Genomic DNA, 11,639 nt, shown 5'->3' with positions numbered 1-11,639 from the left:
CAATTTATATCTGCAACAAAAGAGTTGAGTATTGCTGAAAAATGGGCAGCAAAAACAGGGAATCGAATTGTAGAGATTGATTTGAGTAAAGTCCCCGGTGGTGTAATTGATATATCATCGCCTAAAGGCCTTGATCTGCTGGGTAATGATTTTGCAAGGCGGTTGGCTAAAGGTTCAGCGGAAGTGTTATTTGATGCACCTGTTCCAGCCAGCGCGATAAACATTATTAAATAGGTGAGCTATGAGTAATAATAAATTTGACTTTAATGAAGTAATTATTGATGTGGTGGAAAAAATCAGATTAGCAGATGAGTTGGATGAAGGTATTATTAATAGGCTATATGAATCACTTGATAAAGCTAGTGCTTTTTATGAGAGTGAAGAGTTTATCCCAAAATTGCTGGCGTATGATCTTTTAGTTCTTCATGATAACCTGGAGGGAGCTTTGGGGGTTTATTCTGGTGATGATAAAATAAAAATTTCAAATATCAATACAAGAATAAACGAATACATCGAGAAAATATTTCTGAATTGAATTAAAAGTCGGGGAAGGTTTTAAATCTTCCTTGGCTTAAAATATAATGCTATCTAATAATAGTTGGGGCTTATTGGAACATAAATACTGGGGTTTTAAGAGGCTAACATGAATGATGTTTATGATGAGTTTAACATATTAATTAGCAAAAGCGGCGAAAAACTCGACAAAGGGGTCATACCACTGACGAGATAATTAGAATTTATGAGCAAGAGCTCAAAATAAATTTTCCTTACACCTACAAACTGTTCTTAGAAAAATATGGGACATTGTCATTTAATGGAGGGTCATTTTATGGCATCTCAAAGTTAGGCCTGGCCGCACAATCTGCACTTGCTGTCAGGTATTAAGGCCAGGGAACTTGGCGATATTGATAACAATATGATTTTGATAAAATCCTCTGGTTATGACCCGCTATTTTCTATTGACATGTCTGTCCAGAATGATGGCGAGGCGCCGGTGTTGGAAACAGACTTATCATTCAAGAGAGATGGCAGTAAAAAATCGTGACTAAGAATTTCGCAGATTTTTGATTGGTGAAATTAAAGAGTCTTTGGAATATTTATAGTTCCTTCGAAGAAATGCATAGTGAATTTTTTAGGTTGAATGTGCCTCTTTCATCGTTAAATTCTATTTTTAGCGTAGGTTTGAAACTATCTTTCAGGCGTGAGAAAAAATGCACGTTTGTTTAAAATAAAAATTTAAAAAAAGGGGGGGCAGAGTTGCTAACAATTTTAGATATAGAGAAAAAATTGCGTGAAAAATTCTATCCGTATCATGATGAAATGGATGATTTGATTCTTAAAAAGAGGGCCAGCGCTCTTGCTAACTTATCAAAACTGGAGTCAGAGCTTAATATTAAAATATGTAATGATTTCTTACTATTTTTGGAGACTTATGATCTTGATAATTTCTCTCTCGGGAATGTTGCTTTTGGAACGGGTGAGGATTATGTAAACACCTTAATTGAACTAAATAAAGAAAACGAGTTCAATCACTGGTGGTTGGGTCATAGAAGACCTGAGAGTGTTATTGTAATTGCTATTTGTGATCCTTATACCATTTTGCTGAATAACAATAATAATAAAATTTATGGTATGAGCGGAGAATCCTACCAATTTGAAAAAGAAGAGATTTCGAAGACTTTCGAACTATTTGTAAGAGGCGTTGGCACACTTTTTTTGAAAGAAGGTACTGTTTCAGAGGTTGCAGGTGCAGTTGGCGCTGTAAATCAAGATTTTTGGCAGAGCCTCTGAAAGTACATCTGTCATGATTAATACTTTGTATTTATAGATTTTCCTCTGCAACATCATCGAATACACGGGCCTTTAAAACAATATGCCGCGCTTTGAGCAGAACGAGCAGAGCGACCGGGAGTCGGGATTTTGTTATTCCCTCATGATAATTTACCGGGCGCTTTAACCCTTTCACGAAGAAAAATAATGCTGTTTTATCGAGGGTTTCTTCAGTCGTTGATATTATACTCAAGCGATCTTTTCTGGATATAAACGCGTTATAGCAGCAGGGTTATTTCAGGTATGACCTTCCTCAGGAGCAACACTATATGGTTGAGTTAGTCGATGCTGAAAAGCACATTGATGAAAACGAATTTATCGAATTTGCAAAGGGCTTTACCGGGCCATTACCAGATTCCTTCAAAGACCATTACTTACGGATTAACGGCAGTTCTTTAGGCGAGGAGGATGTTGAGGCGGGCCGGTGGGGAATACCGATCGGTGGTTTTAATCCCGTAAAATATGGCGAGCTCACCATTGAGGAACTCATTACGGATATCGGAACTATTTCTCCTTCTGACAGTGATTATGGCCCCTGGCATGAAAAGGAGTTTGTTCCGTTCGCTTACGATAACGGCGGTAACACCGTTTTCCTGTCACTAAAAGAAAGCGATTACGGCTGCATATATATCTATGCGCAAGATGGGGATGATCTCTTTGAAGTTGCAGATTCTTTTGATGATTTTATAAGCGCGCTATACCGGCGCTGAATGGGGTTAACGGGGTGGCGATGCGCCCCGGGCGAATGCCGACATTGCTGTTTGCGGCGAGTACTACGCGAAGAGGCTTATACTTTTGCGTGCCCCAAAAAAGAGTTTAACCCTTCGCGAGTGCGCCAACGCGTTAAGTTATCGCCTTAATAAGGCTATTCACCTGGTTTTTTAACACTCATAGCAGGGGTTTTCTGTTATTACTCATATTTTGAAAGCGAACAGTCTGTCAACGGCATCTTATAATTTATCAATTAATGCTTATCTTTCACCGTATCGCTTATTTATCCTGATCGTATGCACAGTAAAACGAAATGACAGGCTGAATTTGTCCTGTCCTCATACATAAAAAATTCAGTAACTTACTGTCTATAAACAACAAATTTCACATAAGGCAGGAAATTGCCGTCAGGTCTTTTAATTGCCTGACGAAACGCGTTATCCTCTGCCGGAAATGAGTTCTGTCTTAACTCAAATACACCCATTAGAAATGTGCGATTTTTATTATGGCGGTCACCCGTGCGGTGTCGTGTTCTCTTTTTTACAGGTAGCAAAGTGTGTTACGCACGAAATAGATAAAGATAAGTTATGAATTTATTCCCCGTTAGTGACAGTAACGTTAGTGAATTAACCTTTGTGGTTTCCCGAGCCTCTGCCAATGCGGATGATAAGGTTCATGCCGTCGCCGCCCGCATCGTCAGAGAAATGGAAACGTCCCTGCCTGAGTTCCGCCTGATCTCCACGGAGATGACGCTTATTGACGGCGAGCCGGCCGTCGATATGTTCTGGCAGTATCTGGAGGACAATGCGACGGTGTATCAGCGCCAGACGGTGATCCTGTTAAACGATCCGCCAGAGGGCAAAAAAATGGTGTGTTATAGCGGCACCTGCGTTGGCGAATTCCTTGAGTCGCATCACCAGCAGTATCAGGAAATCCTGCAAAGCATTAAGTTTCATCGTCAGCAGGCGTCGCGCGTGCAGACGGCAGAGCGGTAAAACAGAGGGAAGCGGGAAGGGAAGAGTGAAAACGCCGCCCCGAAGGAGCGGCGTTATGGCTTAGGCTTTTTTCGCTTCTTCAGCGGCTTTCACGATAACCGCGAAAGCGTCCGCCTTCAGAGAAGCGCCGCCAACCAGCGCACCGTCGATGTCCGGCTGGGTGAACAGCTCTGCCGCGTTGGACGCGTTAACGGAACCGCCGTACTGAATGATAACCTGCTCGGCGATTTTCGCATCGGCTTTGGCAATGTGGTCACGGATGAATTTGTGAACCGCCTGGGCCTGCGCCGGGGTCGCGGATTTGCCGGTACCGATAGCCCAAACCGGTTCGTAAGCAATCACTGCGCCTTCAAAAGCAGCGGCGCCCTGAGTTTTCAGGACGGCGTCAATCTGGCGCGCGCACACTTCTTCAGTTTTGCCCGCTTCGTTTTCCGCTTCAGTTTCACCGATGCACAGTACCGGGATCAGACCCTGCTCTTTCAGCACGGCGAATTTCTTCGCGATCAGCTCGTCAGATTCCGCGTGGTAGGTACGACGCTCAGAGTGGCCGATAATAATGTATTTCGCGCCGATATCTTTGAGCATTTCAGCGGAAGTTTCACCAGTGAACGCGCCGGAGAGGTTAACGTCGACGTTCTGGGCGCCAAGAATGATGTGGCTGCCTGCGGCGGCCTGCTTAGCCAGATCCAGATACATCGCCGGCGGGGCGATAGCAACGCCGCAGCCGCTCACGCCAGCCAGTTCTTTACGCAGGTTAGCTACCAGCTCGTTCACCATGTGGCGGCTGCCGTTCAGTTTCCAGTTACCCATCACTAAAGGATGTCGCATTTTCATTCTCCACGCGCTAAGCGAATTAAGGAATATTGCTGCCCCGTGGGCAGCGCGGTCTGTGAAACAGTATAGAGATTCGTCTCTGGAAAGGCTTTGCTTTTTGTCATTTATTGCTCCCTTCCAGCGTTTGCGATAGCGCCAGCTTAATCGGTTCAACAGCGAAGGTCAGCCCTTTTTCGCCGCTGTCCGCTACCACATAGCGTATCGCGCCTTCCGCCTGGCTGAAGTAGCGTTTACCTTTGCCTTCGTTAAGCAGCCGCGTCAGCCGCTGCTGGCTCTGCGCTTTGCCCATTTTGGGCGTAAAGCTTCTGAGCAGTGCCGCCATATAGTCCAGCGCTTTCGCCTTCGCGGCCTTTTGCTCCGGCCCCTGAATGGGCAGCCAGGTCATCTGTATGCTTTTGATTTTCAGCGTGCCGCGCTCCAGCGCCGTCGAGGCGTAGAGGTTTTCGTTGATCTTACTGGCCGCGCGCATCAGGTTAACCTTATCGCCTTTCACGTCGATGGCACGGAATTCATTCAGCGGCAGCGTAGGGTTATCGGCGTTAAAGTGCTCGCGAAACTGCGAGATGGAAAGGTCAAACGTGGGCGAGCCGGGCAGGAGATAGGGCGCGGTCGGCGTCAGGGTCTCCGGGTCGGTTTCGGCATCGGCGAAGCGCGCTACCAGCGGCAGCGTCAGAAAAAGAAGATAAAACAGCGGCTTCATGATTCACCTTTCCCGGTTGCGTATCACAGGGATTAAAACGATATCGGGCTGGCTTGTCAAAACCCGTCCGCACCAGGGTAAACTGTGCGCCACGCACACAGTAAGGTTTAGGTTATGACCCTTCAGCAGTGGTTGTTCTCATTTAAAGGCCGTATTGGCCGCCGTGATTTCTGGGCCTGGATGGCGCTCTGGGTGGCGTTGATGATTATTCTTTTCACCCTGACCGGTAACAATTTGCTGAACACGCAAATGGCAGCATTTATGCTGGTCTGCATGTTGTGGCCAACGGCGGCGGTGGTGGTAAAACGCCTCCACGATCGCGGTAAATCGGGCGCCTGGGCGCTCCTGATGATCCTCGCGTGGATGCTGCTCGCCGGGAACTGGGCGGTGCTCGGCGGCATCTGGCAGTGGGCCGTGGGACGCTTTATCCCGACGCTCATTATGGTGATGATGGTGCTGGACCTGGGCGCGTTTCTCGGCACCCAGGGCGAAAATAAATACGGGAAAGAGACCCGCGAGGTGAAGTACCGCTGATTACCAGTAGTGCTCCGCCGTCATATGGCCCGGACGACGGCGCAAATGCTTCGCCATCTGGCGGGTATCTTTCAGCAGTTGCTGAGTATCACGCACCATCTGCGGGTTCCCGCACAGCATCACGTGGCTGGTCGCGGTGTCCATCGGCAACCCGACCGCCGCTTCCAGCGCGCCGCTTTCAATCAGCGCCGGCACGCGGCCCGTAAGCGAGCCGGAGACCGTTTCACGACTCACGACGGTCTGTATCCGCAGCTTACCTTCGTAGCGCTGTTGCAGCTCCAGCATCAGCGGCAGATAGCTTAAATCCCGGGCGTAGCGCACCGCGTGGACCAGCACGATGTTTTTGAAACGCTCAAGATCGCTGCCTTCCTGGAGAATCGACAGGTAGGGGCCGATAGCGGTACCGGTCGCCAGCATCCATAACGTCTCGCACTCGGGGATTTCTTCCAGCACGAAAAAGCCCGCCGCGTCGCTCACCACCATTATTTCATCGCCGGGCTGCATCGCGTGCAGTCGCGGGCTGAGTTTGCCCTCCGGCACCGTCACCAGATAAAACTCCAGATCCGGATTGCCCGGCGCGTTGACGTAAGAATAGGCGCGCTGCACGCGCTCGCCGTCTATCTCAAGGCCAAGCTTGGTGAATTGTCCGGCGGTGAACGGCGCGACAGGGGCGTGAACAATGAGACTGAAGAGAGAATCGGTCCAGTGCTGAACCCGAACCACTTTACCTGTAACCCAATCCGCCATGTTTCGCTCCTGTGTTAACTGTTGCTTTATCTTCGCCAGAGAAGCGCGCCATTTCCAGCCCGGGCGGGCCGGAAAGCTCATTCAGACAAACTTTCAGAGGATGTGCGTCTGGATCTCCGGATCTTTGCGATCGAGATAGTGAATGGACTGAATGCGACGAATGGTGCGCGATTTGCCGCGAATCAGCAGCGTTTCGGTGGTGGCGATGTTGCCCTTGCGGGTAATGCCGTCCAGCAGGTCGCCTTTGGTGATGCCGGTCGCTGAGAAAATCACGTTATCGTTGCGCGCCATGTCGTCAAGTTTCAGCACGTTGCCCGCCCCGATGCCCATCGCCTGGCAGCGCGCCAGTTCCTGCTCGCCGATGCGGCGGTTTTCCGGCGTGTCGCCCTTAACCACGTGGCGCGCCAGCAGACGGCCCTGCATGTCGCCATCCAGCGCGCGGATCACGGCGGCGGACACCACGCCTTCCGGGGCGCCGCCGATGCCATACAGCACGTCCACTTCGCTGTCCGGCATGCAGGTCAGGATAGATGCCGCCACGTCGCCGTCAGGAATGGCGAAGACGCGCACGCCAAGCTGCTGCATCTGCGCGATGACGCTATCGTGACGCGGTTTAGCGAGAATAGTGACGGTGAGCTCGTGAAGGGGTTTATTGAGCGCGACGGCGATGTTTGCGAGGTTCTGCTCAAGCGGCAGATTAAGATCGATAACGCCTTTCGCGCCGGGGCCGACGATGAGCTTTTCCATATACATATCGGGCGCGTTCAGGAAGCTGCCTTTATCGCCCACGGCCAGCACCGCCAGCGCGTTGGCCTGGCCCATCGCCGTCATGCGCGTACCTTCGATAGGATCTACGGCAATATCTACGGCGTCGCCGGTGCCGGTGCCGACGTTCTCGCCGATGTAGAGCATCGGCGCTTCATCGATTTCCCCTTCGCCAATCACAATGTGCCCGTCGATATCGACTTTATTGAGCATAATGCGCATGGCGTTGACGGCAGCGCCGTCAGCAAGGTTTTTATCGCCGCGTCCCAGCCACTTGTACCCGGCCAGCGCCGCCGCTTCGGTAACGCGTGAAAATTCGATGGCAAGTTCTCGTTTCATGACTCTTTTCCGCAAGATTAACTGCGTCGGAGTGTAGCACAGAGCGGATAGCGGCTGTTACGGACGGGCTGGCCGGTGGGGAAGTCAGAAGCGCTACGCGGCCCTCGCAGCTACTTCTGGAAGGCTTTTTTTAAGCTGATCCTCGACAGTAGCTCGGTCAGGGAAAGTACCATGGTGGAGCGCACCACCTGCTGGTAACGCTGTTTTTGCATCTGGAGCAATTGCGGATCGCTGCTTTCCAGCGCGGGCGGCGCAGGAGGCAGCGCGACGACGCAATGCAGCTCGCCAAACGGGCCGAGGATTTCATCATCGGTAAAGGCGTAGTCGTTGCCGTCGTGATTCAGCTCTTCACGCAGCGCCATCAGCAGTTCGCAATCTTCATACTCGGCGCGGCTGATTACGCCAAGCCCATAAATCAGCTTCAGGCGCACGGAGAGATCGCCCAGCGGGCCGCTGCCGTCGAGCAGCGGCTCAACGGCATATTTGACCGCGTAGTCGTCTTTGCGAAACACCTGCAATACCAGAATGTTGACCGCCTCGGTGAGGAGCTCAACGGCGGCGATCAACAGGCTTCTTACGGTTTTGCCAGCATTCAGACGCTCAAGCACACGGTTTTCAAAGGCCTGGGTTTCTTCCATCATTGCCTGCATATCTGACAAGTCATCAGCGGGCGCAGACTCAGCCGCGCCCGTTAGTTATTACGCTTTTGCGTTATACGCGTTTACCGCCTCGGCGACGACGTCGCTGTTCGCGTCCAGACCAGACACCTGCGCCAGCGCGGCCTGCGGGCCTTTATCGGCGATAAGCTGCGCGAGCTCCTGCGCCTGCGGATCGTCTGCGCTGCGGAAGTGCATGGCAGCGGCGATGCCCAGCACCAGATTCTGATGCGGCAGGCCATATTCCAGGGTGCCCAGCAGCGGCTTAATCAGGCGATCGCCCGCGCTCAGTTTGCGCAGCGGCTGACGGCCCACACGCTCCACGTCATCTTTCAGGTACGGGTTTTCAAAGCGGCCAAGGATTTTCTCGATGTAAGCGGCATGCTTCGCGTCGTCAAAGCCGTAGCGTTTAATAAGTACCGCGCCGCTCTCTTCCATCGCGCCACGTACCACCAGACGAATTTTCTCATCCAGAATGGCGTCGCGAATGGTCTGATGACCGGCCAGTTTTCCGAGGTAGGCGGTTATAGCATGCCCGGTGTTCAGGGTGAAGAGCTTGCGCTCAACAAAAGCCATCAGGTTGTCGGTGAGTTCCATACCGGCGATGGCCGGCAGCTCGCCCTTAAACTGGGTTTTATCGACAATCCATTCGCTGAACGTTTCAACGGTCACTTCAAGCGGATCGTTCGCGGCGGATTCCGACGGCGGCACGATACGGTCAACAGCGGAATCCACGAAGCCGATGTGGCTTTCCACCCACGCTTTGTCGTCTTGCGCCAGCGCGTTAAAAACGTGCGTTTTCAGCTGGCTGGTGCCGCGCACCATGTTTTCGCAGGCGATAATATTAAGCGGGCGCGCGTTGCCCTGGGATTTACGCAGCGCCAGCCCTTTGGCAATCGCCGGAGCGATACGCTCCAGCACAACCGGGCCAACAGCGGTGGTCACGAGGTCGACCTGCGCGATGAGCGTTACCACGTCGTCGCTGGTGCTGTTGACCGCATCGACGCCGGAGACGGTATCAATCTGCTCCTGTTCGCCCACCACGCGCACCTGGTAGCTGTGGCGCGCGTTCAGCGCATCCAGCACCGTCTGGTTAACGTCGGCGAACGTCAGGCTGATGCCTGCGTCCGCGAGGAGTTTGCCAATAAAGCCACGACCAATATTACCTGCGCCAAAATGTAATGCTTTCATGGGAATACCTTCTTACTTAAAGCGGAAACTGTATCACCCGAGAGGGCGGGGGAAAGGGTGCTGCGTGCGACCTCCCTTTCCCTTGCCCTCTCCCTGTGCGGGAGAGGTAAGGTTGCCCTGGTGGAGCACAAACATCTCAATAACGTCTCAATAGCGAAGAGAGGGACAGTGCCCTCTCTTCCGGCGTTACGCCACGTTTTTACCCGACAGCAGCGCCAGCACTTCGTCCACACTTTCGGTGTGCGCCAGTCGCTCAATCACGCTTTCATCATCCAGCGCGTTGGTCAGGCTGGTGATGACCTGAATGTGTTCGTTGTTGCGCGCGGCGATACCGATAACCAGACGGGCGATATCGTCTTCTTCTTCGCCGAAACGCACACCCTGCGGATATTGACAGAACACGACGCCGGTTTTCAGTACGCGGTCTTTCGCTTCAACGGTCCCGTGCGGAACTGCGATGGACTCGCCGAGATACGTCGGGGTGAGTTTTTCACGTTCCAGCATCGCCTCCACATACTCCGGCTGCACGTAGCCGCCTTTTACCAACTGCTCACCGGCAAAGCGAATCGCGTCTTCTTTATTGCTCGCCTGACGGCCGAGGAAGATGTTTTCCGCACCGAGCTTAAACAGGTGGCTGTCGCTCGTATCGAAGCTGTCCTGCAGGCTGGTGCGCACTTTCTCTTCGTTCTGGGTGTGGCGCTGCGCGGCGACCAGACGCTCGGTCAGGCCCGCATACAGGCCGCTGTCCAGGAAGTTGGTCAGCGAAATATGCTGCGCATGCGGCGCCTGACGCATCGCGCGCTCGGTGAGGTCGCGGTGGGTGATCACCAGATCCACATCGCCCGGCAGGCTGTTGATGGCGCTGTTGGTGACAGAAATCTGGCTTAAGCCCGCATCCTGCACTTTCTTACGCAGCACGCCCGCGCCCATCGCGCTTGAACCCATACCGGCGTCGCAGGCGACGATGATTTTACGCACGTGGCTCAGGTCGTTGCTCAGATCAGCAGCCGGTGCGCCAGCGCCTTTAGACTGCGCTTTCATATCCTGCATACGACGAGTAGCCGCATCAATATCGTCTTCTTCTTTCACTTTGCTGGTTTTCAGCAGGATAGCCGCCACCACGAAGGAGACCGCCATCGCGGCGAAAATCGCCACCAGGTTTGCGAAGTACGCGCCTTTTGGCGTCATCGCCAGCACCGCGAGGATAGAACCCGGGGAGGCCGGAGAAACCAGGCCGCCGTTCAGAATGGTCAGGCAGAACACGCCGGTCATACCGCCCAGGATAACGGCGATAATCAGACGCGGGTTCATCAGCACATACGGGAAGTAAATCTCGTGGATACCGCCCAGGAAATGGATGATGGCCGCGCCGCCCGCAGACTGTTTCGCGCTGCCGCGACCAAAGAACATGTACGCCAGCAGGATGCCCATGCCCGGGCCCGGGTTGGCTTCAATCAGGAAGAAGATAGATTTGCCAAGCTCATGCGACTGCTGAATACCCAGCGGCGAGAAAATGCCGTGGTTGATGGCGTTGTTCAGGAACAGGATTTTCGCCGGTTCAACGAAAATCGACGCCAGCGGCAGCATGTCGTGTACCACCATGAAGTTCACGCCAGCGGCCAGCACTTTGGAAAGCACTTCTACCGCCGGGCCAATGCCGAGGAACGCCAGAATCGCGAGGATCATACCGATGATGCCCGCGGAGAAGTTGTTCACCAGCATTTCAAAGCCGGATTTGATTTTGCCGTCGACCGAGGCGTCGAACTTCTTAATGCAGAAGCCGCCCAGCGGGCCTGCGATCATCGCGCCCAGGAACATCGGGATGTCCGCGCCGACGATAACGCCCATAGTGGTAATTGCGCCCACCACGCCGCCGCGCTCACCGCCGACCAGCTTACCGCCGGTATAACCAATCAGCAGCGGCAGCAGATAAGTGATCATCGGGCCAACCAGCTTCGCCAGCGTCTCGTTGGGCCACCATCCTGTAGGAATAAATAACGCGGTGATAATACCCCAGGCGATAAACGCGCCGATGTTAGGCATTACCATATTGCTGAGAAAACGACCAAAGCTTTGCACTTTGATCTTGATATCGGATGACATAGAACACCCCTTCTTATGTTTACGCGCAGGCTTGCGGCCCGAGGTTTATTGTTAACGTGGCGGCAGAGGTAGCCGGACCCATGCTCTGATGACGCGAAATCTGGCACTGAATTGCGATGGTGTCCAGACAGGTGCTTTTAGTGTGATCGCGATCACGTGAAGCTGGGGTGATCGGGGTATGGTTGCGTGATTCAAATCACAAAAGCGGCGTGTAAAAAAAAGACAATGCGCAAA

13 protein-coding genes are annotated in these 11,639 nt (G+C 52.6%); 6 read left to right on the top strand and 7 right to left on the bottom strand.

What is annotated here, in order from left to right; genetic code table 11:
- Window positions 1-241 precede the first annotated feature (241 nt).
- The 5 genes from BJP61_RS00555 (at window position 242) to BJP61_RS00535 (ending at window position 3,536) form a co-directional block, all read left to right on the top strand.
- Window positions 242-535: a hypothetical protein gene (locus tag BJP61_RS00555; protein WP_171997563.1), complete on the top strand. Its 294-nt coding sequence runs from the start codon at window positions 242-244 to the stop codon at window positions 533-535.
- A gap of 191 nt (window positions 536-726) precedes the next feature.
- Window positions 727-885, top strand: a complete 159-nt coding sequence (locus BJP61_RS21595; RefSeq protein WP_346341555.1) for an SMI1/KNR4 family protein — start codon at window positions 727-729, stop codon at window positions 883-885.
- A gap of 372 nt (window positions 886-1,257) precedes the next feature.
- A complete protein-coding gene (locus BJP61_RS00545) occupies window positions 1,258-1,791 on the top strand; it encodes an SMI1/KNR4 family protein (RefSeq protein ID WP_161581003.1) in 534 nt (177 codons plus the stop codon).
- Between the two features lie 308 nt (window positions 1,792-2,099).
- Window positions 2,100-2,540: an SMI1/KNR4 family protein gene (locus BJP61_RS00540; protein WP_171997561.1), complete on the top strand. Its 441-nt coding sequence runs from the start codon at window positions 2,100-2,102 to the stop codon at window positions 2,538-2,540.
- A gap of 588 nt (window positions 2,541-3,128) precedes the next feature.
- Complete coding sequence (locus BJP61_RS00535) at window positions 3,129-3,536, top strand: DcrB-related protein (RefSeq protein ID WP_038866112.1); 408 nt, start codon at window positions 3,129-3,131, stop codon at window positions 3,534-3,536.
- 60 nt (window positions 3,537-3,596) lie between these two features.
- Here BJP61_RS00535 and tpiA read toward each other — a convergent pair whose 3' ends face one another.
- Window positions 3,597-4,364, bottom strand: a complete 768-nt coding sequence (tpiA, locus tag BJP61_RS00530) for a triose-phosphate isomerase (protein WP_038866110.1) — start codon at window positions 4,362-4,364, stop codon at window positions 3,597-3,599.
- Between the two features lie 106 nt (window positions 4,365-4,470).
- Window positions 4,471-5,070 (bottom strand): YiiQ family protein, encoded by a 600-nt coding sequence (locus BJP61_RS00525; protein WP_171997559.1) that lies wholly within the window; start codon window positions 5,068-5,070, stop codon window positions 4,471-4,473.
- 114 nt (window positions 5,071-5,184) lie between these two features.
- On the opposite strand from BJP61_RS00525, the gene BJP61_RS00520 reads away from it, so the two are divergent.
- Entirely contained in the window at window positions 5,185-5,604 is a 420-nt protein-coding gene (locus BJP61_RS00520) for a DUF805 domain-containing protein (protein WP_075193919.1), read from the top strand.
- Here BJP61_RS00520 and fpr read toward each other — a convergent pair whose 3' ends face one another.
- From fpr to BJP61_RS00495, 5 genes are all read right to left on the bottom strand, one after another.
- Window positions 5,605-6,351, bottom strand: coding sequence for a ferredoxin--NADP(+) reductase (gene fpr, locus BJP61_RS00515; protein ID WP_038866103.1), 747 nt, complete (start codon window positions 6,349-6,351; stop codon window positions 5,605-5,607).
- Between the two features lie 93 nt (window positions 6,352-6,444).
- Window positions 6,445-7,455: a class II fructose-bisphosphatase gene (gene glpX / locus BJP61_RS00510; RefSeq protein WP_171997557.1), complete on the bottom strand. Its 1,011-nt coding sequence runs from the start codon at window positions 7,453-7,455 to the stop codon at window positions 6,445-6,447.
- Between the two features lie 110 nt (window positions 7,456-7,565).
- On the bottom strand, window positions 7,566-8,105 hold the full coding sequence (mtlR, locus tag BJP61_RS00505; protein ID WP_038866099.1) for a mannitol operon repressor MtlR: 540 nt from the start codon (window positions 8,103-8,105) through the stop codon (window positions 7,566-7,568).
- Window positions 8,106-8,153: 48 nt separating this feature from the next.
- Window positions 8,154-9,302 carry a mannitol-1-phosphate 5-dehydrogenase gene (gene mtlD / locus BJP61_RS00500; RefSeq protein WP_171997555.1) on the bottom strand — a complete coding sequence of 383 codons (1,149 nt, stop codon included), beginning with the start codon at window positions 9,300-9,302 and terminating at the stop codon, window positions 8,154-8,156.
- A gap of 186 nt (window positions 9,303-9,488) precedes the next feature.
- Window positions 9,489-11,405: a PTS mannitol transporter subunit IICBA gene (locus BJP61_RS00495; protein WP_075193916.1), complete on the bottom strand. Its 1,917-nt coding sequence runs from the start codon at window positions 11,403-11,405 to the stop codon at window positions 9,489-9,491.
- Window positions 11,406-11,639: the final 234 nt, after the last annotated feature.

Origin of the sequence: Cronobacter sp. JZ38, from assembly GCF_008932145.1 — a bacterium.
GTDB lineage: Bacteria > Pseudomonadota > Gammaproteobacteria > Enterobacterales > Enterobacteriaceae > Cronobacter > Cronobacter muytjensii.
The sequence above is the reverse complement of the archived record's forward strand: the minus strand, read 5'-3'. Positions and strand labels throughout refer to the sequence as shown.